This window comes from Nonomuraea angiospora (assembly GCF_014873145.1).
Taxonomy (GTDB): domain Bacteria; phylum Actinomycetota; class Actinomycetes; order Streptosporangiales; family Streptosporangiaceae; genus Nonomuraea; species Nonomuraea angiospora.
On sequence record NZ_JADBEK010000001.1, the window covers coordinates 12952637 to 12974998 of the forward strand.

General features: G+C 72.6%; 18 protein-coding genes. 14 read left to right on the plus strand and 4 right to left on the minus strand.

All coding sequences use genetic code 11. The features are described from left to right. Positions 1–125: 125 nt before the first annotated feature. Entirely contained in the window at positions 126–4130 is a 4005-nt protein-coding gene (locus tag H4W80_RS59350) for a hypothetical protein (RefSeq protein ID WP_192793062.1), read from the plus strand. Positions 4131–4171: 41 nt separating this feature from the next. Here H4W80_RS59350 and H4W80_RS59355 read toward each other — a convergent pair whose 3' ends face one another. Beyond that, positions 4172–5407, minus strand: coding sequence for an alpha/beta hydrolase (locus H4W80_RS59355; RefSeq protein ID WP_192793063.1), 1236 nt, complete (start codon positions 5405–5407; stop codon positions 4172–4174). A 125-nt stretch (positions 5408–5532) separates the two neighbouring features. On the opposite strand from H4W80_RS59355, the gene H4W80_RS59360 reads away from it, so the two are divergent. Beyond that, on the plus strand, positions 5533–6513 hold the full coding sequence (locus H4W80_RS59360) for an acetylxylan esterase (protein ID WP_192793064.1): 981 nt from the start codon (positions 5533–5535) through the stop codon (positions 6511–6513). A gap of 43 nt (positions 6514–6556) precedes the next feature. Here H4W80_RS59360 and H4W80_RS59365 read toward each other — a convergent pair whose 3' ends face one another. Then, positions 6557–6844, minus strand: a complete 288-nt coding sequence (locus H4W80_RS59365; RefSeq protein WP_192793065.1) for a HesB/IscA family protein — start codon at positions 6842–6844, stop codon at positions 6557–6559. 123 nt (positions 6845–6967) lie between these two features. On the opposite strand from H4W80_RS59365, the gene fxlM reads away from it, so the two are divergent. Then, positions 6968–8137, plus strand: coding sequence for a methyltransferase, FxLD system (fxlM, locus tag H4W80_RS59370; RefSeq protein ID WP_192793066.1), 1170 nt, complete (start codon positions 6968–6970; stop codon positions 8135–8137). Positions 8138–8193: 56 nt separating this feature from the next. Here the strand turns inward: fxlM and H4W80_RS59375 are convergent, their stop codons facing one another. Then, on the minus strand, positions 8194–8652 hold the full coding sequence (locus H4W80_RS59375) for a pyridoxamine 5'-phosphate oxidase family protein (protein ID WP_192793067.1): 459 nt from the start codon (positions 8650–8652) through the stop codon (positions 8194–8196). A 183-nt stretch (positions 8653–8835) separates the two neighbouring features. Here H4W80_RS59375 and H4W80_RS59380 point away from each other — a divergent pair, with 183 nt between their 5' ends. Continuing rightward, a complete protein-coding gene (locus H4W80_RS59380) occupies positions 8836–9471 on the plus strand; it encodes a DUF4142 domain-containing protein (RefSeq protein ID WP_192793068.1) in 636 nt (211 codons plus the stop codon). Here the strand turns inward: H4W80_RS59380 and H4W80_RS59385 are convergent. After that, positions 9459–11141 carry a sialidase family protein gene (locus H4W80_RS59385; protein WP_318787586.1) on the minus strand — a complete coding sequence of 561 codons (1683 nt, stop codon included), beginning with the start codon at positions 11139–11141 and terminating at the stop codon, positions 9459–9461. The genes H4W80_RS59380 and H4W80_RS59385 overlap by 13 nt on opposite strands. A gap of 397 nt (positions 11142–11538) precedes the next feature. Here H4W80_RS59385 and H4W80_RS59390 point away from each other — a divergent pair, with 397 nt between their 5' ends. The 10 genes from H4W80_RS59390 to H4W80_RS59435 all read left to right on the plus strand — a co-directional run bounded on the left by H4W80_RS59390 (position 11539) and on the right by H4W80_RS59435 (position 22361). Next, the gene (locus tag H4W80_RS59390; RefSeq protein WP_192793070.1) at positions 11539–12306 is read left to right on the plus strand and encodes a hypothetical protein; all 768 of its coding nucleotides are present in this window, start codon (positions 11539–11541) and stop codon (positions 12304–12306) included. A 69-nt stretch (positions 12307–12375) separates the two neighbouring features. Further along, a complete protein-coding gene (locus H4W80_RS59395) occupies positions 12376–12624 on the plus strand; it encodes a hypothetical protein (RefSeq protein ID WP_192793071.1) in 249 nt (82 codons plus the stop codon). Positions 12625–12641: 17 nt separating this feature from the next. Beyond that, entirely contained in the window at positions 12642–14042 is a 1401-nt protein-coding gene (locus tag H4W80_RS59400; protein ID WP_192793072.1) for an FAD-binding oxidoreductase, read from the plus strand. 79 nt (positions 14043–14121) lie between these two features. Beyond that, positions 14122–15690, plus strand: a complete 1569-nt coding sequence (locus H4W80_RS59405) for an MFS transporter (RefSeq protein WP_192793073.1) — start codon at positions 14122–14124, stop codon at positions 15688–15690. A gap of 26 nt (positions 15691–15716) precedes the next feature. Continuing rightward, entirely contained in the window at positions 15717–16838 is a 1122-nt protein-coding gene (locus tag H4W80_RS59410; RefSeq protein WP_192793074.1) for an FAD-dependent monooxygenase, read from the plus strand. A gap of 236 nt (positions 16839–17074) precedes the next feature. Beyond that, positions 17075–18130 (plus strand): fatty acid desaturase family protein, encoded by a 1056-nt coding sequence (locus tag H4W80_RS59415; RefSeq protein ID WP_192793075.1) that lies wholly within the window; start codon positions 17075–17077, stop codon positions 18128–18130. A gap of 55 nt (positions 18131–18185) precedes the next feature. Then, positions 18186–18668 (plus strand): cation:proton antiporter regulatory subunit, encoded by a 483-nt coding sequence (locus tag H4W80_RS59420; protein WP_192793076.1) that lies wholly within the window; start codon positions 18186–18188, stop codon positions 18666–18668. A gap of 8 nt (positions 18669–18676) precedes the next feature. Further along, positions 18677–19837, plus strand: a complete 1161-nt coding sequence (locus H4W80_RS59425) for a cation:proton antiporter (protein ID WP_192793077.1) — start codon at positions 18677–18679, stop codon at positions 19835–19837. 17 nt (positions 19838–19854) lie between these two features. After that, positions 19855–20448, plus strand: coding sequence for a pentapeptide repeat-containing protein (locus tag H4W80_RS59430; protein ID WP_192793078.1), 594 nt, complete (start codon positions 19855–19857; stop codon positions 20446–20448). 53 nt (positions 20449–20501) lie between these two features. Further along, positions 20502–22361: a translocation/assembly module TamB domain-containing protein gene (locus H4W80_RS59435; protein WP_192793079.1), complete on the plus strand. Its 1860-nt coding sequence runs from the start codon at positions 20502–20504 to the stop codon at positions 22359–22361. Position 22362: the final 1 nt, after the last annotated feature.

Sequence of the window (22362 nt, forward strand, 5' to 3'; positions counted from 1 at the left end):
CTCAACCCGGCCGAAAATTGGGGTCCCATGTCCAGGCGGGTTTGACTACCTGTGAGGAGATGTGGTCGCATCGTGACCTATGTTTCTGATGGGATGAATTAGACCGGTCCGGGGGAGAACGTTTCATGCCGCACGCCCTTGCGCGCGTGCTCGCTTCGACGTCCATCGCAAGCGCCACAGTCCTGGTGGCCCTGCCACCGAGTGCCGAAGCCCAGACGCAGGCCCACACCCAGGTGAGGGTCCAGCCCGTGCCCGCCGTGCAGGAGCCGCCGGCCGCCGCGGTCAGCGTTCCCACCCGGCCCTCGCTCGCCGTCAGGCCCGCGGGCACCGGGCGGGTGGGGCCCGACGAGCCCGAGGTGACCACGCCCGCCGGGCCGCGACTCGTCGACGAGGTCACCGCCGAGGCCGCCTCCGTCCAGGAGGAACAGGGTTTCGGCAGGCAGGCGCCCGACGTCCGCAGCGTGCTGCCCGACACCGCGGACGCCGAGCCGCTGACGCTGATCAAGCCGCTGGCGCCGATCCTCAAGGCCTTCGACGGGCTGAGCGAGCTGGGCAAGGCCGTGCCGGGGCTGACGTACCGGCTCTGCGTCCAGAGCGAGGCCGTGCCGGTCTCCTGCTCGATCTCGCAGCCGGTCGCCACGCCGGCCGTCGCCGACGTCACCGGCGACGGCAGGCCCGACCTGGCCGCCGACCTCGTGCCCACGGCCGACCCCGTGGCGGGGTCGGCCGGGCTGGGGTTCGCGGTCAAGCGGCTGTCGCAGGCGAAGGTCAAGGCGCTGGTCTGGGCCGAGTACGACGGCAAGGTGTCGGTCGGGTTCGACGGCCTGCGGCACGGCGCGTCGCTGTCGGCCTTCGACTGGGGGACGTTCGGCGTCGACCTGACGGGCAGGCAGGTCAAGGCCAGCGTGAAGCGTACCGATCCCGGGAGGTCCGCGGCCCTGGTCGCGGGGCTGACCGGCCGCAGCGTGGTGAGCCTGCGCCAGACGCCCGCCACCGAGAAGCTCAGCGTGACCGCCGCGCTCGACTCGCCCTCCCTGGACGTCCACGCCTCCGCGCCCGCCAAGCTGGAGGCGCTGGCGGTGACCGGCCGCCAGTTCACCCAGGCCGTGCTCGACCGCATGCCCGCCCGCGCCGCGGTGCGGCTGTCGGACGGCGAGGTCCGCTTCACCAGCCCGTCCTCGATCGCCCGCGCCCGGCTGCACAGCTTCACCTACCGTGACGGCAAGCTGGCCAGGGTGCTGAGCGCCCAGGTCAGGAAGGTGCCGCCGACCCTGACCGCCAAGTACGCGGCCGCGGACGGCAAGCAGACCCTGACCGTCGAGTCCGCCAAGGGCCGGGCCGGGGCGGCCTCCCTGCTCTTCTTCGACCGGGCCGCGGCCAAGACCGTGCTGAAGACCGAGCTGAGCGACCTGCCGGCCACGGTGCGCCTGGTCAACGACCTGGCCGAGCACCGCGTCACGCACACGACCAGCTCGCCCATCGGCCGCTTCGCCGTGGTGCTCCAGCGCAACGAGGGCGCCGTCTCCACCCCGCGCGGCGGCCACGTCACCATGATCAAGAAGGGTGACGCGGTGGGGGTGTCGGGGCTGCTGTCGGGGCTGTCCGGGTTCGACGTCACGTACGGGGCCGTGCCGCACGCCCACCTGGAGGTGGGCTCCAGCGGGCGCTCGTTCGTGGGGGCGGCCAGCATCGACGGCACCCACGTGGCCCGCCTGGAGATCTCCAACACGCCCTCCACCGTGGACGTCACCCTCGACCCCGCGGGCCGCAAGGCCGAATACCAGGCCAGCGGCGTGATCCGGACCATCCGCGCCGCCTACGCCAACCTCGAGACGGGCCCCACCATCGACGGCACCGTCCTGGGCGTGCGCGACGACGTCAAGGCGTCGTGGGAGCTGGGCGAGCGCTCGACCGTCAAGGTCGCCACGTCCGACAAGATTGACCAGATCAGGATTTATGCCAATAAAGCGCACGTGACCTCGCCGTCCGGGGAGGACCTGGAGGCGACCGTCGAGGGCGTGCGCAAGAGCGTCGAGCTGGTCGCCGACACGGGCGCCCGGAGCCTCACCTGGACCGCGGACGCGCCGGTGACCAAGGTCTCGGCCCTGGCCAGGGCCAAGCTCGGCGACCGGTACGCCAGGGCCGCCGCCGAGGTGAGCGGCGTGCCGGCCCGCTTCGACGCCTCGTGGGACCCGGCGTCGTACCGCTTCCGCGGCCTGTCCGGGCCGGTCGGGTCGGCGGAGCTGGCGTTCACCAACCACGACGGCGCCAAGGCGCCCACCGGGCCGCACCTGTCGGCGCACTACAGCCAGGCCACCGGCGACCTGGACGCCAGCGTGCTGGTCAAGGGGCTCAAGCAGGTCGGGTTCACCCCGGCGGCGCAGGGGTTCAACGCGGACTTCAGCTCGGCCCGGCAGAGGCTGGCCGTGGACGCCGACGTCACGCAGGGTGACGCCCGCTTCGGCCTGATCGGCACGCTCGGGCCCGTGCCCGGCCGCCTGTCGGTCACCTCCGACGGGGGCAAGCTCACCTACGCCGGCTCGCGCCTGGACGTGCGCGCCCGCGCCTGGCTCGGCAAGGCCGGGGCGCTCGACCGCATGCGGGCCGCGCCCGCCGTGCCCGGCGGCGTGTCCCTCGTGGACGGCGGCTGCGCGGCCGGATCCGCGGGCTGCTCCCAGGGGCCGTTCTGCACACCGGATCGCGGCTGCTTCGGGCTGCAGGGATACCTGGACGTGAGCGGCCTGCCGGACCAGGTGACCGTGGACCTGCCGGGTAAGACGTTCGCGTTCTCGGGGTTCAGCCCGCGGCGCAAGAGCCTCGGCGTCTATCTCGCCAGCAGCGTCCTGTCACCCGTGCCCGTCAAGGCCAGGGCCACCCTGACCGGGCTGCCCTCCCGGATCACCAGCATGTCGCTGGGGCCGTTCGGCGTGGCGCAGGGCAACGCCGTGCAGGCCGCGTACCGCATCGAGCCCGCCGCCACGCTCGGCGCGCTCGACGTGCAGGCCGAGGCCGGTGACCTGCGCGGGCACGTGTCGATCGACCCCGTGCCGGCCTCGGTGTCCGTCCAGGGCACCTACGGCGCCCAGACCCGCATCCGCGTGAACAACTCCGCGGCCGTCAAGCGCCTGGACGCCAAGGTCACCCTGGCCGGGAAGGGCACCGGCGAGCTGCGCTTCGCGGACGTGCCGGCCGTGTTCGGGGTGGACGCCGACGCCTCGGCCGCCGGGCTGAGCGTGCCGGCGCTCACGTACAAGTCGAACGTCAGCACCCTCGACGGCTACCTCGGCGTGGAGGGCGGCCTCGTGGACCCGCAGGGCAGGCTCGGGGACGTGTCGTTCGCGGTCAAGGACCTGGCCGCCGACACCACGATCCGCATGAACCCCGACCAGTCGCTCGACCTCGTCTCCCGCCCCGTCCCCACGGGCCGCCTGTCGCTGCACGCGGGGCTGCGGATGGACGCCGTCGCGCCGCAGCAGATCTCCGTGAGCAAGGAGGTCCCGTACACGACGGGCTTCCTCACCTACAGCGTCGGCGGGAAGTTCGGGCTGGCGGCGAGCGCGGTCAAGGACCTGTCGCTGGACGCGCAGCGCGTGTCGTGGCTGCGGATCCGGCCCGGCAAGGTCCCGTTCGGGCTGAAGGCGCCCCCGGCCCTCGGGTACGTCGCCCCCGGCTTCGAGGGGAACTACGGGTGGCTCAAGGTGGCCGCCAAGGGGGTGGACCTGCGGCCCGAGGTCTCCCTGGACGTGCGGCTGAGCAGGGAGGTCGGCAGCGACGTCTTCCACGACTCGGTGCGGCTGGCCCCCACCGACTCGCTCGCGCTGCGCCGCTACGACCAGCGGATGCGGCGGATCGGGGCCAAGCAGGAGATCAAGGCGGCGGGGATCAGCCTGGCGTGCGTGACGGTGGACGCCAAGCCCGGCTTCGCGGCCGGGGACGGGTCCAGCTCCATCACGCTGCGTGGCGCCGACGGGCCCCAGATGGTGTCGCTGCTGGATCCCGGGGACCAGGTGCCGGACTACGCGGTGGACCTGCTGACGCACTTCATGAGCCCGTTCCCCGGGGCGGAGTGGAAGGTCGCGGGCACCAAGGCGGGCGGCTGCGACGCCGAGCGCCGCCCGTCCTCCCGCTGACCCCGGGCCTCCCGAGCCGACCGCCGCGCCCGGCGCGGCGGTCAGCTCGGGCCGCGGTAGCCGGGCGGCGGGCGCTCGCCCTCGTACGCCCGCACCGGGCGGCCGTCCAGGAACGCCCGCAGGACCCCGAGGTACGCCTGGCTCGCATAGGCGTCCGTGGAGACCTCGTCGCCGAGGTAGGCGAGCGTGGCCGACGGCAGCGCCCGCCGGTAGTCCATGGCCGACGTCCAGCCCTGCTCGTCACACGGGCTTTTGACGATCAGCACCGGGGCCTTCGCCTCGGACAGGCTCAACGGGAGCGAGGACGGCGCCGTCCGCCCGGTCAGGCCGACGTAGCCCCCGGAGCCGGTCGCGGCGGCGGCCGGGCACGGGTGCGGCGCCCCCTGCCGGACGAGGCCGAGGTAGGCGTCCAGCTCCCGGTCGCCCGCGAAGTCGTGCGCCGCCCGCGGGTCCACCCGCAGCAGCGTGGAGACGGCCAGCAGGCGCGGGTCCGGCGAGCCGCCCCGCCCGAACATCGCCGCCAGCTCCACCTCGCCGTCCGGCTTCCGCTCCGGCGGCAGCCCGGTGGGGGAGGCCAGCACGGCCTTGGCGACCCGGTCGGGGTGCGCGGCCAGGTAGGCGGTGGCGAGCTGGGCGCCGTAGTCGTGGGCGACGAGGTTGAGCCGGTCGGCGCCCACGGTCTGCCTGATGGCCTCCAGGTCCTCCACGTCGCGCGTCAGGCCGTACTCGCCGGGGTCCCGCAGCCGGGCCGAGCGCCCGGCCCCGAGCTGGTCGTAGACGTAGACCTGGTAGCCGTCCGCCGTCAGCTTCCCGAAGAAGGCCGAGGCGGCCGCCAGGTCGGCCACGCCGGGCCCGCCGTGCAGGAACACCACGGGGTCGGGGCGCGTGACCCGCTTCGGCGCGAACCGGACGTACGCCAGCTCCGAGCCCGTCGGCAGCCGCCACTCGCGTTGCCCCGCCACCGGCGCCGGGGGAGCGGGGGGCTGCGGCGGGCGCAGCGTGGCGAGAGCGACCGGCCACACGACGGCCGCCTCCACCCCGAGGATCACCAGCGCCCGCAACCAGCGCCCCCACGCCGCCCTCGGCCTGGGCACGCAGAGCAGCAGCCCCAGGAAGAACACCGACGCGAAGACCGCCAGCCCCGTCACCGTGAACGTGGTCGCCTGCGCGCCCACCATCGCCATCCCGGCCAAAGTGGCCAGCCCGAGGACCGGCGACAGGGCCAGCACCCCGGCGCCCGCCACTGCCCGCCCGGCCAGTCTGGCGAAAGAAGCCACAAGGGGACGTTAGTGCACGCCACGGGTTTCGGTCAGGGGGATGGGATTCCGGGCGCGGGGTGAGATAGCGCTTTCCGACGCGATGAGGTGAAATATCAGCGTACCTCTACAAGGCTGGAGATTCCGTGCCACTGTTCGACCTGCCGCTTGAGCAACTCCGCAGCTACCTCCCCGAACGCGACGAGCCCGCCGACTTCGACGCGTTCTGGTCACGCACCCTGGGCGAGGCCAGGGAGTTCGACCTGAGCGCCGAGTACGTCCCGTACGACCTGCCCCTCGCCACCGTCGACGTGTTCGACGTGTCCTTCGCGGGCTGGGGCGGGCACCGGATCAACGGGTGGTTCCTGGTGCCGCGCGGCGTGGAGGGCCCGGTGCCGTGCGTGATGCACTACATCGGCTACAGCGGCGGGCGCGGGTTCCCCAAGGACCACCTGTTCTGGCCCTCGGCCGGGTACGCGGTGTTCGTGATGGAGACGCGTGGCCACGGCGGCGCGAACACCGGCAGTCCCGGCGCGACCGGGGACCCGCACGGCAGCGCCTCGCCGCAGGCGCCGGGCATGATGACCCGGGGCATCCTCGACCCGGACGACTACTACTACCGGCGCGTCTTCACCGACGCCGTCAGAGCCGTGGACGCGGCACTTGAGCACCCGGCGGTGGACGCGAGCCGGGTCGTGGTCTCGGGCGGCAGCCAGGGCGGCGGCATCGCGCAGGCCACGGCCGCGCTGCACCCGGCGGTCAAGGCGGCGCTGATCGACGTGCCGTTCCTGACCCACTTCCGGCGGGCGGTCGAGATCACCGGGAGGGACCCGTACCAGGAGCTGGTGCGGTTCCTGTCCACCCGCAGGGACACCGCCGACCAGGTCTTCCGCACGCTGTCATACTTCGACGGGCTCAACTTCGCCGCCCGCGGCCAGGTGCCCGCGCTCTACTCGGTGGCGCTGATGGACGACGTCTGCCCGCCGTCGACGGTGTTCGCCGGTTACAACCATTGGCAGGGCCCGAAGGAGATCTCCGTGTGGCCCTGGAACGGCCACGAGGGCGGCGGCGGCTTCCAGACGGAGGAGCAGCTGCGCTACCTCCACAAGCTTCTCAGCGACGGCTGACGGGCGCGCCCGCCGTGCCGGTGCGGCACGGCGGGCGCCCATGTCACGCCGTCTGTTCCTTGACCAGGAACGACACGCTTCCCTGGTCGTCGGCTCCGGCGTCCAGTGACTTGTCCTCCAATACGGTGGCGGCCACGGGGTCGAGGTAAACGCGCGCCCCCTCGGCCTCGACGACCTCGTCCGCCGGCTCCGGAGCGGTGGCCAGCGTAAGGGTGAGCGAACTCGCGCCCTCTCCCTGAGACGAGATGCGGATCCCGCTCTGAGAAGGTTCGGGCGCAGACGAGGTCAGATCGCGGATCGCCTGGGCTGCGTTGGCTGTCAGGGTGAGCACTACGGCTCCTCCTCACGGTCGACGTTCAGGAGTTGCCTGCCCTTCCCCCAACTTTCCAGCTCAACCCTTCCTGACTGTTTCTTTACCCAGATTTCCTGGAGCTCCCTGTGGAGAATGGGGGCCATGGACTTCGCTGAGCACAGGCAGGCCATGGTGGCGCACCTGCGGGAACGCCGGCACATCAGCGATCCCGTGGCCGCCGCGCTGCTGGCGGTGCCGCGCCACCTCTTCGTGCCCGGCGTCGACCCCGTGGACGCCTACCGCGACGAGCCCATCGTCACCAAACGTGACGACGCGGGCCGGCCGATCAGCTCGTCCTCGCAGCCCGCGATCATGGCCACGATGCTCGACCAGCTCGGCGTGGAGCCGGGGCACCGGGTGCTGGAGATCGGCGCGGGCACCGGCTACAACGCGGCCCTGCTCGCCCACCTCGCCGGGCCCGCCGGGCACGTGGTGAGCGTCGACATCGACGAGGACATCGTTGCGCGGGCCGCACGGCACCTGTCCGCCGCCGGGGCGGCGCGGGTGGAGGCGGTGTGCGCGGACGGCGCCCAGGGGTACGCGGAGCGGGCCCCGTACGACCGCGTGATCGCCACGGTCGGCGTGTGGGACCTGGCCCCGGCGTGGCTGGAGCAGCTGGGCGCGGGCGGGCGGCTGGTGGCGCCGCTCGACCTGCGGGGCGTGCAGGTGTCCGTGGCCCTCGAACGCGCCGGTGACCACTGGGCCAGCGGGTCGGTGGCGCCGTGCGGGTTCATGCGGCTGCGCGGGGCGTTCGCCGGGCCGGAGGCGACCGTGGTGCTGCGCCAGGAGCCCGAGCTCATGCTGGGCCTGCCCGAGTGGCGCGAGATCGGCGACGTGCTGGCCGCGCTCGACGCCGAACCGGCCGAGGTCGCCGTCGGCGGGGGCGAGGCGGTGGCGTACGGGCCGGGCGTCACGCTGTGGCTGGCCCTGCGCGACCCCCGGTGCTGCGTCCTGACCGGCAAGCTGGGGCACGGGTACGGCATGAGCGCCGGCCTCGTGGACGGTGACGCCATCGCGCTGCTCGGAGGGCAGGGCGCGCACGTGGCCCGCGGCCGTGGACCCACCGGCCCCGGCCTGGCGGCCCACGGCCACGGGCCAGGCGGTGCCGCGCTGGCGGCCGACCTGGCCGGGCACGTGCGGGCGTGGCACGAGGCGGGCCGCCCGGAGGTGGGCGACCTGCGCATCCGCGCCTACCCCGGGCTCGCCCGCGACGACGGGAAGGCGACGATCATCCCGAAACGCCACACCACCCTGGCGGTCACCTTCGGCTGACCGCCCGCCCGCCGTCGGCGATCTTCAGACGCCCGTCCACCCGCCGTCGCGGATCTTCAGACGACGGTCCACTCGCTGTCGCGGATGAGGTCGCGCCCGCGCAGCTCGTTCGCCTCGCGCCAGGCCTGCAGCCGCACCGGCGTGATGCGGAAGTAGTGGTACGACTCGGGCTCCGTGCGCGGGTCGAAGCCCGTCTTCGCCGCGAACGCGTCGCCGACCTCCGCCGGGATCTCGGCTTCGGGGATGGCCTCGGCCGTGCCCTCGACGAGGACGACGTCGCGCACCAGCCCCACGCCCACGCGCAGCCGCCCGGAGGCCAGCAGGTTGCGGGCGGTCCGGCTGGTGCTGACGGTGGAGATCAGCAGGGTCGCGCCGTCCCAGAGGAACGACAACGGCACCAGGTACGGCACCCCGCCCTCGTCCGCCGTGGCCACCCAGGCGTCCACGTCGTTCTCGAGCCGGTCGAGGGTGTCCCGCTTGCGCTGGTGCGGCGGGCGGGGGTCTGGCTGGGTCATCCGGGCTCCGGTCACGTCGGTCTCGTGGTCGTGGTCATTATCGACGACGGCCCACGCGGCCGGTCGGCTCGGTGTCCGGGATGTGGGGTGGTGGACGCGCCCGGAGGTGGGATGCCGGGTTTTGGGGGAAGGGATGATTACGCTCTGTATTGGATCCATTTCACCATGTCATAGGAAATGCTCATGCGCACACTGTTGCTGGCCGCCCTGGCCCTGGCCGCTCTCGGGGGCTGTGCCGACGTGCCGACGGACACCGCGGGCCTGGTGCCGCGTACCGACACCCAGCCGTCCGAGCAGGACAAGGCCTGGATGCGGGGCATCCACGAGGGCAACCTGGCCGAGGTCCAGGCGGGGCAGCTCGCGGTGGGCAAGGGCCGCTCGGCGCGGATCAAGTCGATCGGCAAGATGCTCGTCGTGGACCACACCAAGCTCGACACCAAGGTGACCGACGCGGCCACGCGGCTCCACATCCCGCTGCCCATGTCCCCGAGCGCCGACCAGCGCGCCATGCTGGCCACGCTGCAGGACTCGCCGGCCGACGAGTTCGACCAGGACTTCACGGCCGCCATGATCAACGCGCACCAGGAGGCGCTGGCGGCCACGAAGTTCGAGATCTCCCACGGGACCTCGCCGACGGTCGTGGCGCTGGCCAGGATGGCCGAGCCGGCGCTGACGGCGCACCTGACCGCGCTGCGGCAGGGCGGGGGCGGCCCGGGCACGCAGACACCGACAGGCTCGCCCACCGGGACGCCCACCGGGTCGTCCATCGGCACGCCCACGGAGACGACCCCGGGACCGGAGACGCCTCACGGCGAGTAGAGCTCGATCTCGTTGAGCATGCTGCACGTCCGGCCGAGCTCAGGCTCGCAGTCGGAGCCCGGCTCGGTGACGATCTTGATGTGCCGGCCCGTGCGGTCGATCTCCTCGTACCGCATCGCGTAGTCCGTCCGGTCCTTGATCGTGACGACGGGCTCGCCCCACGAGCGGCCGTCCTTGGAGACGTAGACACGGGCCCCGGCCGGATGGCCCGGGCGCAGGCTGAGGCCGATCCGGGTCAGCGCGTACTGGCGGTCCAGGTGCAGCACGTACCGGCCGCGGCCCTGGCCGACGGCGCTCGACCAGTAGCCGGTGCTGCCGTCGAAGGCCCCGCCGGGGCGGCTCCTGGGGCGGCCGGTCCAGCGCATGGTGGTCTCGACGCTCAACCGGCCGCTCCGGCGCATCGCGGCCAGGTCCAGCAGGCCGGGGCCGGGAGGGTCGATCGTGAACAGCTGCCGCTTGATCGCGTACCAGCCGCGGTTCTCGAAGCGCCCGTGCGCCGGGCAGGCGGTCTCGTCCAGCAGGCCGTCGGGGCGCACCCCGGGCAGCTTGCAGTTGTCGAACACCTGGATCAGCCGGTGCGGGCCGAGGGCCGCGATCCCGGTGTAGCCGGACGAGCCGTGGACGGGCCAGATGCCGTCGCGGTTGTGGTACGTCACCCGCGGCTCCAGCCACTCCTCGCCGAGCCCGTCGGGGGAGGCGGCCAGCCAGTTGTCCGGGCGCCCGGCGCTGAGCACGAGGACCCCGTCCGGCATCAGCAGCAGCCGTGGCGCCACGCCGCGCACCACGCAGTCCTGGCCCGCGAAGCGCAGCTCGCCGACCGGCGACCAGGTGCGCCCGCCGTCGGTGGAGCGGCTCTGGTGCAGCGTGGAGAACCGGCCGCCGTCGCGGCGCAGCACCGCCAGCAGGCTGCCGTCCATCGTCTGCGCGACGCTCGCCTCGTTGTAGACGAACCCGTCGGACGGCGGCGCGATCACGCCGCGCCGCTCGAACGTCCGGCCGCCGTCCCGGCTGGCGTACAGCTCGGCCTGGTACGTCCCCGTGTCGCGGTACTGGGCGTACATCGTGATCAGGATCGTGCCGTCGGCGAGCTGCACCGGCAGCCCGTGCGTGGCCCCGCCGGGCAGCAGCTCGCCGGGCGTGGTCACCGCCGCCTCCGAGCGCACCCAGCTCTCCCCGTCCTCCAGCGACGAGGTGGTGAGCACGCCCAGCGTGCCGGTGTGCGGGCCGGTGACCTGCAGGTAGTACTCGGTGGCGAAGTACCGGCCGTCGAGCAGCTGGATGGGGGCCTCGCGCAGCGGCGTCAGGTTCGCCGGACCGAAGGTGAGCCCGCCGTCGTCGGAGACCGCGAGCGAGTTGGTGAGGGTGACGATCTGGTCCACGTTCGTGGTGAAGGTGCTGATCACCTTCTGCCGGGGCGCCCCGCCGGGGCCCGCGACGTCGAGGACCGAGACGTTCGGGAAGCCCGCGAAGTCGAGCCGTTCGGACTCCGTCGGCTCGCGGTCGACGGGCGGCGGATTGGGATGAATCCAGTCTGGTGAGGAAGCAGTATCGATCAGGTAAGCCTCGTCCGGGATGGACGGCTGGGAGTGATCCGGTAGCTGACAGTAACCGGCCGCCGCCTGCGTCGCGTCAGGCGGCGCGGGCAGTCCCACGGCCACCGACAAGGCCACGACCACGGATCTTGGCACCCACACCGGCTCGCTCCCCGCGTGTCTCCCGAACTGACCGAACCGTTCGGACTCTAGATGATCCACGCTCCGTAACACCGGATTCACCTGCGGGAAGTCGCGGGTTCACGGCTGCCGGCGATCTGGCGGCGCGTGATCCATGCCGGTTTTGTTAAGTACCAGTTGACAGGAAACCCCTCTCTGACGACGATCGGGACGGCACTATTAAGTGTCAATTTACGTAGGTCGTGGGTCGGGAGGTGGCCCCCAGATGAGCATCGAGCCGAGGGCGAGAGTGGCCCCAGAGCGAGTGCTGCCAGGCCCGGTGCCCCTTGCGCCGGAGACAGCCGCCCAGCAACGGGTGGTTCAGCGGATCTGCGCCAGAGTGGCGCCCGCCGGCGTGGACGTCGGCGTAGACGAAGTACCCCCGGGCGGCCTGCAGGTGTGGATCGACACCCCGGTGCCGGTGGCCGCGCAGGAATCCTGGGTGCTCTACCACCGCATGGCGCGCGAGGTCGCGCTCGTCGGCTGGCACTGCGAGGCCGACGCCGACCGGCTGCTGGTCCTCGGGTGGAGCGCCGCCTGCCTGCACAACCGCGTACGCCTGCTCCAGAGCGGACTGCGCAGGCTGACCGACTTCGAGTCGACCGCGCAGCGGGCCGTGCAGCTCGAAGGCCGGCGCCCGGACGAGCCCGCCACGGAGATCGTCGCCGCCGTGAACGCCGCGATCGAACGGCGGCTGCGCTGGCCCGAGCGGCTGGCCGAGCTCGACGGGTTCGAGCGCAGCTCGGGACTGTCCCACCTGCAGCTGCTCCTCGCCCAGGTCATCGGGCTGGAGGCGAAGGTCTCGGCCGCCTGCGCGGAGCACCTCGTCATGGCGCGGGTGCTCGCGCGGGCCGTCTGCGAGCAGTACGCCCGCCACTCGAACCTGTCGCGCGCCCAGCGCGACGTGCTGCTGGAGTCGCGCCGATGGGTGCACGCCAGCTCCATGATCCGAGGCTCGGCCGGCGCCCGGCCGAGCACCGGTGGCACCGCCGGCCGTCCCCACATGGGGCTGGCGGAGCGCCGCATCGCCGCGAGCGTCATCAACCACGGCGTGCCGCGGGCGACCCCCGCGGCCGTCACTCCGGTGGTCGACCACCTCGACCACAGGGAGGGCGCACGCTGACCCAGATCCGCTCAACGGCGAGCGGTCGCCCGGAAAAACCCCATCGAGTCCGGTAGGAGAGCTCCCGTCATGCGAACCCCCCCGCACCTGCCCGCCAGAACCATCCGCGACACCCGGGACACCGACACCGTCCGGCCCCGCCGGCACCCCTACGGACTGCACGAGGTCCCCGTGCAGTCGGCGCCGCTCGGAACCCTCGACCTCGCTGACCCGGCCGCCGAGCCCGACGAGTACGTCGAGCAGCGGCTGCTCGGCATCAGGGAGATGTCCAACCAGGCCATCGGCTCCATCGACGACCTGCTCCAGCACACCGCGTGAGCCGAAAGAGGAGAGTCATGCAGGACCTTGAGCGACTGGAGCTGAAGTCGCACGACGTCGGGGGTCACCAACCGCGTTCCGTGGCGGGCGTCGACGCGCCGCGCAGCCTCGACGAGGTACGCGCGCTCGTACGGCAGTCCATGAGGACCGGCCGCCGCCTCTACCCGATCAGCACCGGCAGGAACTGGGGCATGGGCTCGGCCGTACCGGTCACCGACGACAACCTGGTCGTCAACCTGAGCGGCATGAACCGCATCCGCAGCCTCGACCTGGAGGCCGGCTACGCGGTCATCGAGCCCGGGGTGACCCAGGCCCAGCTCGCCGCGGTGCTGCACGACACCCCCTGGATGCTGAACGTCACCAACTCCTGCGCCGACACCTCCGTCGTCGGCAACGCCCTGGACCGCGGCGACGGCACCTTCCGCTCCCGGGTGCACGACGTGGCCGGGCTGGAGGCCGTGCTGGCCGACGGCAGCGTGGTCACCACCGGCGGGCTGGACCCGGCGGGGCGCTACCACGGCCGGGTCGCGGGGCCCGACCTGACGTCCGCCTTCGTCCAGCACAACCTGGGCATCGTCACCGCCATGGCCGTCGCCCTCGTGCCGCGTCCGCAGACCGTCGGCCTCGTTTACGGCCGCATGCCGCGCGACCAGGTCGGCGTCGCGCTCGACGCGATGGCCGGGTTCCTGCGCCGCGGCAACCCCGCCGACGGGATGCTGCGCGTGCGCGAGCTGGCGCTCGTCCCGAGCCACGGCGACTGGTTCCTGCCCAAGGGCGTCGACCCCGGCCTGTTCACCGTCATGGGGCCGCTGCTCGGCAGCGACGCCACCGTGGAGCTGGCCGAGGAGCTGCTGCGCAAGGCGCTCATCGAGGTCGAGGGCGCCGAGGCGCTGCGCGTGGTCGACGCGGCCGAGGTGGGCCCCGACGACCCGCTCTACCCGAGGGCGCTCATGTCCCAGGGCATCCCCACCTGCCTGGGCGTGCGCAACGCCCTCCGCGTCAGCTCCTGCGACCAGATCGACGCGGGTGAGACCGGCTTCCTGGCGCTGATGCCGCTGATGCCGACCCACGCCCGCAGGACCGAACACATCCTGGCCGCCCTCCAGACGGCCGTGGACGCGCACACCACCGCGCTCATGGTCGAGTGGAACCTCGTCAGCCGGCACATGGCCAACGGCGTCATCCAGATCTTCTTCGAGCGGGGCGTGCCGGACGCCTCCTACCGCGCCCACCAGCTCCGCAACGACGGCAACTGCCTGCTGCGCGGCCACGGGTGCGCCATCTACCGCTCCGACATCGACCACGCGGCGGCCGACGTGTGGTCGGAGACCAGCACCGCCAGCCTGGGCATGCTCCACCGGCTCAAGACCGCCCTCGACCCGGACGGCATGCTCTCGCCCGGCCGCTACGGCGCATAACCGAACGACCCACCTCCGCCGGTCGCACAACCGGAGTGTGCCGGTCGGCGGAGACCACTCATAGCTTGGAGGTGACCACGTGCGTTCGTCACCAGCGCGGGGGACGAGCACCATCGACCGTCGTCACGCCGTGATGCTGCGGCTGGTCGGTGCGGGTGTCATGTTGACGGTGATGGCCGACACCACGGCCACCACCCTGGCAGTCGGAGTCCTGCGGTACACACCCGCCGGGGCCGGCATGCCGCTGGGCGACCTGGTCTGGCTGACCAGCGCGGCGTTCATCCCGATCGCGGCGCTGCTGGCCAGCGCGGGCCGCTGGGCGGACCTGTTCGGCCGCCGGCGGGTCCTGGCCGTCGGGCTCGTGGTGTTCGTCCTGGGCGGTGTCGCCACCGTCCTGGTGGACTCCTGGTCGTACGTCCTGGCGGCACGGGCCGTCCAGGGCGCCGGCGCCGCGGCGATGATCCCGGCCAGCCTCGGGCTGCTGCTCGGAGAGCTGCCGGAGTCGCAGCGGCGCGGTGCGATCGCTCTGTGGAGCTCCGCCTCCGGGCTGGGCTGCCTGCTCATGCAGGCGGGCGGCGGCTGGCTGGTCGTCTCCGTCGGCTGGCGGGCCCTGTTCGTTCCCGACGTCGTCATCGGCGTCGCGCTCCTGATCGCCTGCGCCGCGCTTCCGCCGGGTAAGCGCGCCGGCGCCAGGGGCCTGCCGGACGTCCTCGGCGCGTGGCTGCTCGCCGCGGGCATCGCGGTCATCGTGCTGGCCATCTCCAAGGCGATGGCCTGGGGCATGGACGTGGTGTGGCTGGCGCTGGCCGCGCTGGCCCTGCTGGGCGGCGCGTTCGCGCAGGCCAAGCACCACCGCCTGCCCGCGATCGACCTGGCCCTGTGGCGGCGTCCCAGGTTCGTCTGGGGCTGGCTCGCGACCTGGGGCTTCGGCGCTCTGTCGTACGGGCTGCTGACCGTGCAGCCGCTCTACCTGCTCCACCTGGGCTACCCCATGCTCGAGGTGGCCATGTGGCTGACACCCACGTCGGTGGCGGTCGTCGTGACGAGCTTCCTGGCCGGGCGGATCGTCAAGCGGGTCGGCGCGTACGGGCTGATCTACGCCGGCTCGCTGCTGTGCGGCGGCGCCTGCGTGCTCGTGCTGACGCAGGCCGGGCCCACCGTGTGGGGCCTGATCGCCAGCGTCGTGGTCGGCATCGGCGTCGGCGCGCTCGCGCCGGGCACCTCCGTCGCCACCACCCTGGCCGCCCGTCCCCACCAGTACGCCTCCGCCGTCGGCGCGGCCACCATGGCGCGCATGGTCGGCGGGGCCGTCGGCGTCGCGGTCGTGTCGGTCGTCATCGACCACCCGTTCATGACCGGTCCCTTCGCGGGGCTGGCCGGCGCGCTCGCGCTGTGCGTGGCCATCTCCGTGCTGATCGGCGCACTGGCCCTCACCAAGATCACCCGGCTGCGGACCGACCCCGGCGACGTCATGATCAAGGTTCCGCGCCGGATGCTGCTGGAGCTGCGCATGACTCTCGCCACCGTGGCGGCGGAGGCCGACGCGTTGCTGCCTGCCGAGACCCGCACACCCCCCACGGACCACATCCCGCGGCCGCGGGCGGCCGAGCCAGGCCCGCTCGCCGGTTCCCGCGGGAACCCGAACTAGTTCAACCATTCGAAAGGGCTCTCGTCATGGCAACCACATCGTGCGACGTAGCGATCGTCGGCGCCGGGCTCGGCGGCTGCTTCCTCGCCTTGCTGCTGGGTCGCCGCGGACAGCGCGTCGTCGTCATCGAGCAGGGACCGTCGATCCCCAGTGCCGGCGCGGACTTCCTCAAGCCCCCCGGGCTCCGGGTGCTGGCCCGGCACGGGCTGGCCGACCTCGTCGGGCGCCATGGCCTCAGGCGCGACACCGTCCGCTACTACCACGACGGCGACCCCATCCAGGAGTGCCGCTTCCCGGAGGGAGGCTTCCTCGTCCGCCCCTACCGGGAGCTGGTCGAGCTCATCTACACGAGCTGCGTCATGGAGGGCGTCGAGTTCTGGTTCGACGCCGGCATCGACGAGATCGCGGTCGGCGACGGGCGCGTGGAGGAGCTGACGCTCTCCAACGGGCGCAGGCTGCGGGCCGGCGTCGTGATCGGCGCCGACGGCACCAGGTCGGCCGTACGGCAGGCGCTCGACATCGAGCAGCGCACGCTGCCGTACGACCGGCTGCTGATGCGGGTGGCCACCGTCCCGCTGACCGCCAGCGTCGCCCAGCTCAACCGGCTGTACTTCAGCTCGGAAGGCTGGTTCGCCTACCTCTATCCGATCAACCGGGACCAGGCCAGGGTGTTCGTCGGCCTGCCCCCCGAGGACGACAAGGAGATCTTCCAGGACGGCATCCCCGCGCTGCTCGACGAGCTGAAGAAGTTCGTCACCGACAGCTCGGACGCCTTCAACGTCCTGCAGCCCGCGACCTGGCAGCCGATCAAGGTCTCCTCGATGCGGGTGGCGGAGTACCACAAGGGCAACGCGGCGCTGCTGGGCTCGGCCGCGTTCGCCTGCCACCCCATGACCGGGATGGGCATGAGCTACACGCTGCACGACGCCGAGCTCCTGGCCGACGTCATCTGCGCGGCCGGCGGCGACGCGGACCTGCTGGAGCGGCTGCTGTCCGCCCGCTACGAGCCCCGCAGGGAAGCCCACAGGCAGCTGATCGACTACGGGGACGCCCTGGCCTCGACCTTCCACGACCGGGGCGCCTACCTCGCGGCCTTCCGGCCGGAGCTGCACATCTACGGCGACGCCGCGGCCCTGCAGCCGATCTGAGCCGGTGTCCCCGCCGCCCGCCATTCCCCATCAGGTGAGGTCGTCCAGTGCCACGCTGAGTGCGATGGACCGGCCCTGTCCCCAGGCGGCGGGGGCGCCCATCGGGCGCCCCCGATGGTAGGGCGTGCCCTACCAAGAGAACGGGTGATAGCGGGGGTCCGCCGGACCGCCGTCTCTCGCGATGCTGATGAGTGATCGCATACGACTCGTCAGCATCGGAGAGAAATGTGGGGACTGTGAGGACCGCCGCCGTTCAGCGCGGCAGCGACTTCGCGAGGCTGTCACGCCGCATCGCCGAGGCGGGGCTGCTGGACAAGCGGCCAGGCTACTACGTGGCCAGGATCGGGCTGGTAGCCGGCCTGTTCGCCGGAAGCTGGGCGCTGTTCGCCCTGGTCGGGGACTCCTGGTGGCAGCTCCCGGTCGCGGTGCTGCTGGCCGTGGCCTTCGCGCAGGTGACGCTCCTGGCCCACGATCTGGCGCACGGGCAGATCTCCCGGTCGCGGCGCACCAGCAGGATCGCCGGGCTGCTGGTGGGCAACCTGGCCGTCGGGCTCAGCTACGGCTGGTGGATGGACAAGCACACGCGTCACCACGCCAACCCCAACCACGAGGAGCACGACCCCGACGTCGCGCCCGACATCCTGATCTGGTCGCAGAAGCAGGCCGAGGAGGCGCGCGGGCTGCCCCGGTTCATCGGGCGCTGGCAGGCGTTCCTGTTCTTCCCGCTGCTCACCCTCGAAGGCCTGAACCTGAAGCTGTCGAGCTTCCGCGCGCTGCGCCGCCCCTCCCTCAAGAGCAGAAGGCTCGAAGGGGCGCTGCTGAGCGCGCACGTGCTCGCCTACCTGGGGGCGGTCTTCCTGGTGCTGCCCTTCGGCATGGCGCTGCTGTTCGTGGTCGTGCACCAGGCCTGCTACGGCGTCTACCTCGGCTGCACGTTCGCGCCCAACCACAAGGGCATGCCGGTCCTGACCGCCGAGGACGAGCTGGACTTCCTCCGCCGCCAGGTCCTGACCTCCCGCAACGTACGCGGCGGGCGCCTGGTCAACGCCGCGCTCGGCGGCCTGAACTACCAGATCGAGCACCACCTGTTCCCCAGCATGCCGACCGCGAACCTGCGCAGGGCGCAGCCCATCGTCCGCGAGTACTGCGAGCAGTTGGGCGTCGACTACGTCGAATGCGGCCTGTTCGCGTCGTGGGGCCAGGCAATGCGGCACTTGCACGAGGCCGGACGCCCGCTCCGCGCGGCGGCATCGAGGGCGACCGAGCCCGCCGCTGCGGAGCAGAGGCCATAAGCAGGTGTTGGTAGGGTTTAGTCGCAAATAGGCGGATCTGAACGGGTGGGGATAGGTGGAGGTCGAACAGACAGCGCTGCCGGGAATCGGGCTACGGCATGACTTCACCACCCGTAAAGGGCAGCGGGTCGGCGTCGTGTCCCATCGCACCGGCCGCCGGGACCTGGTGATCTACGACGCGGACGACCCCGACGCCGTCTGCCACGTGGTCAAGCTCAACGACGAGGAGGCCGACGCCCTGGCCGAGCTCCTCGGCGCCCCGCGCATCGTGCAGCGGCTCAACCAGCTGCACGAGCAGGTCGAGGGCCTGGTCAGCGTGCAGATGCCCGTCCCGGACGGCTCCCCCTACGCCGGGCGTCCCATGGGCGACGCCCGCGTGCGGACCCGTACCAGCGCCTCCATCGTGGCAGTCGTGCGCAGCGGGCGGGTCTTCGCCAGCCCCGGCCCCGACTTCGTGTTCGCCGCGGGCGACGTCGTGGTCGTCGTGGGCAGCGAGGACACCACCGCCGAGGTGGCCGGCATCCTGGCGGACGGGTAGGACCGCGGGTGCATCACACCGCGATCCTCTTTCTCGAGTTCGGTGCCATTGTCCTCGCCCTGGGAATCCTGGGCGCCCTCGCGCTGCGCGTGGGCATCTCTCCCATCCCGCTCTACCTGATCGCCGGCCTGGCGTTCGGTACCGGCGGGGTGCTGCCGCTGGCGACCAGCGACGACTTCGTCGGCGTCGGCGCGGAGCTGGGCGTCGTCCTGCTGCTGCTGACGCTCGGCCTGGAGTACAACGCCGACGAACTGGTCACCAGCCTGACCGGCAACATCCGCGCGGGCATCGTCGACCTGGTGCTGAACGCCGCCCCCGGCGCGATCTGCGCGCTGCTGCTGGGCTGGGGCCCGGTCGCGGCCGTGGCCATGGCCGGCGTCACGTACGCCACCTCCTCCGGCATCACCGCCAAGGTGCTGTCCGACCTGGGGTGGATCGGTAACCGGGAGACGCCGACGGTGCTGTCGCTGCTGGTCTTCGAAGACCTGACGATGGCCGTCTACCTGCCGATCCTGACGACCATCCTGGCCGGGCTGAGCCTGGCCAGCGGGGCGGTCGCCGTCGGCGTTGCTCTGCTGACCGTGAGCGCGGTGCTGGTCGTGGCGCTCAAGTTCGGGCGCTTCATCGAGTCGTTCGTGTCCAGCCCCAACAACGAGGTGCTGCTGCTCAAGGTGGTCGGGCTCGCCCTGCTCGTGGCCGGGCTCGCCCAGCAGCTGAACGTGTCGGCGGCGGTCGGCGCGTTCCTGGTCGGCATCGCGCTGTCCGGCGAACTCGCCGAGGACGCGCAGGCGCTGCTGGCGCCGCTGCGCGACCTGTTCGCGGCGGTGTTCTTCGTCTTCTTCGGTCTCCAGACCGATCCGGCGAAGATCCTGCCGGTGGCGGGGCTGGCCGCGCTGCTCGCGGTGGTCAGCATGGTCACCAAGCTGCTGACCGGCGCGTACGCGGCCAGGCGGGCGGGCATCGGCAAGGCCGGCCAGGCGCGGGCGGGCATCGCGCTCATCCCGCGCGGTGAGTTCAACATCGTCATCGCGGGCCTGGCGGTGGGCGCGGGCGCCCATCCCGACCTGGGCGCGCTGGCGGCGGCGTACGTCCTCATCCTGGCGGCCTTCGGGCCCCTGGCGGCCAAGCTCGTGCAACCGCTCATCACCTCCATCGCCAAGCGGTCCTGATCCGCTAGTTTGTTCGCATGACCCAGCCCACCGAGAAGACGATCTGGTCCACCGACTGGGACAGCGTGGAGATCTCCGGCGAGAGCCATCGCCGGGTGCTGTTCCAGGACGTGGACATGACCGAGCTGGTCGACCACGGCTCCTCCTTCGAGGAGTGCCACTTCAGCAACGTGCGCTTCAACGTGTCGGTCCACGACGACGCCCGCTTCGTCAACTGCGCGTTCACGCGCTGCTCGTTCTTCGACGCGACGTTCGACGGGTGCAAGCTGACCGGCAGCGTGTTCGACGGGTGCACGTACGGGCTGCTCAAGGTCGAGGGCGGCGACTGGTCCTACGCCGGCCTGGCCGGCGCCGACCTGCGGGGCAGCGTCTTCCGCGGCACCCGGCTGCGCGAGGCCGACCTGTCGGGCGCCCGGCTGGAGGGCGCCCAGCTGCTGCGGGCCGACCTGTCGGGGGCGTCGCTGCGCGGCGCCGACCTGACGCGGTGTGATTTGCGCGGCAGCGACTTGAGCACGCTCGACCCGCTCACCGTCACGCTCAAGAACGCGATCATCGACCCCTTCCAGGCGACGGTCGTGGCCGGCGCCCTGGGGCTCGACGTGCGCGAGTAGTCGGCCCCCGCGATCGGCTGCGGATCCCGGGCGGACGGCCCCAGTATGTCCGTGTGAAAATCACCGATCTCCTCCCGGCCGAGCGGGCCGTGGCCGAAGCCCTGCCCCACGGCGGGCAGGTCGACCTGCGCTCGGGCGACCTCGACCCGGCGGTGCGCGCGCAGGCCCTGGCCGAGGTGCTCCTCGGCGAGCACCACGGGCCCAAGCCCGCCCTGCGCCTCATCGGCGCCCGGATCACCGGCCTGCTCCACCTGGCCTTCGCCGAGATCGGCTTCCCGATCACCCTTGAGCAGTGCGCCTTCGACGAGGCGCCCGACCTGTACCAGGCGCGCACCCGGTTCCTCAGCCTGAGCGGCTCCACGCTGCCCGGCCTGATCGCCTCCAACATCCAGGTGGACGGCAACCTGCGCCTGGCCGGCTGCCACGTCACCGGCGAGCTGCGCCTGTCCGGCGCGCGCGTCAGCGGCAACCTCAACCTCAACCGCGCCCACCTGGACAACCCGGGCGGGACCGTCGTCAACGGCGAGCACCTCGACATCGGGGGCAACCTGGCGGCCCAGGACGGCTTCAGCAGCCACGGCGAGATCTTCTTCACGGCGGCGCGGATCGGCGCCGCCGTCAACCTCGACGACGCCCGCCTGCACGCGCCCGGCGGCATGGCCTTCGGCGCGTCCAACCTGACCGCCCAGGCGGGCCTGTTCGCGCGGGGGGTGACCGCCGACGGGGAGATCTCCGTGCGCTTCGCCCGCGTCGGCGGGCCGATCACGCTGCGCGGCTCGCGCCTGCGCAACCCGGGCGGCCTCGCCGTGCGCGGGGGCGGGCTCAACGCCGAGGGCGGCCTGTCCCTGTCCCTGGTCGAGGCCGAGGGCCAGGTACGCCTGGAGAGCGCCGCCGTCGCCCGTTCGCTCAACCTCGACGGCGCCACCCTCCGCAACCCGGGCGGCGTGGCCCTGTTCGGAGACGGCCTCACGGTGGACGGCGCCCTGCACGCCCGCGAGGGGATGAGCGTGGAGGGCGAGATCAGCCTGCTCGACGCCTCCGTCACCGGCCCCGCCCACTTCGAGGGCGCCCGGCTGGCCAACCCCGGCGGCTCGGCCCTGACCGCCAACGGCATCACGGTCGGCAAGGTCCTCAACCTCTGCGCCGGCTTCTCGGCGCAGGGCCGGGTCCGGCTGACCAACGCCCAGGTCGGCAGCCGCCTGTGCTTCGACGACGCCACGCTGGAGGCCCCCGGCCAGGTGGCGCTCAAATGCTGGCGGGTGGAGGCGCGCGAGCTGGCCCTGCGCACCGCCGTCCCCGTCCGGGGCACGGTGGAGCTGCGCCACGCGCGCATCGGCGTCCTGCGCGACGACCCCGGCGTCTGGCCGGACGCGATGCGCATGGACGGGCTCGCGTACGAGGTGCTCGACCCCATGCTGCCCGCCGCCGGACGGCTCGGCTGGCTGAGCAGGGATCCCGAGGGCTACCTGCCGCACGCGTACGAGCAGCTCGCCGCCATGTACCGGCGGCTGGGCCGCGACGCCGACGCCCGCGACACGCTCCTGGCCGGCCAGCAGCGGCGGCGCGCCACCCTCCCGTGGTACGCCGGGCTCTGGGGCCACCTCCAGGACGTCACCGTCGGGTACGGCTTCCGCCCCTTACGCGCGGCCGCCTGGCTGCTGGCGCTCCTGGCCGTGGGCACGACCGTGTTCGGCCTGGCCGCGCCGCCGCCGCTGAAGGCGGGGGAGGCGCCGCCGTTCCACCCGCTCGTCTACACGCTGGACCTGCTGCTGCCGATCGTCGACTTCGGGCAGGAGAAGGCGTTCAACCCGCTCGGCGGGACGCAGTGGCTCGCGTACGGGCTGATCGCCGCCGGCTGGGTGCTGGCCACCACGATCGCCGCGGGCCTGACCAGGTCGCTGCGCCGCGCGTAGC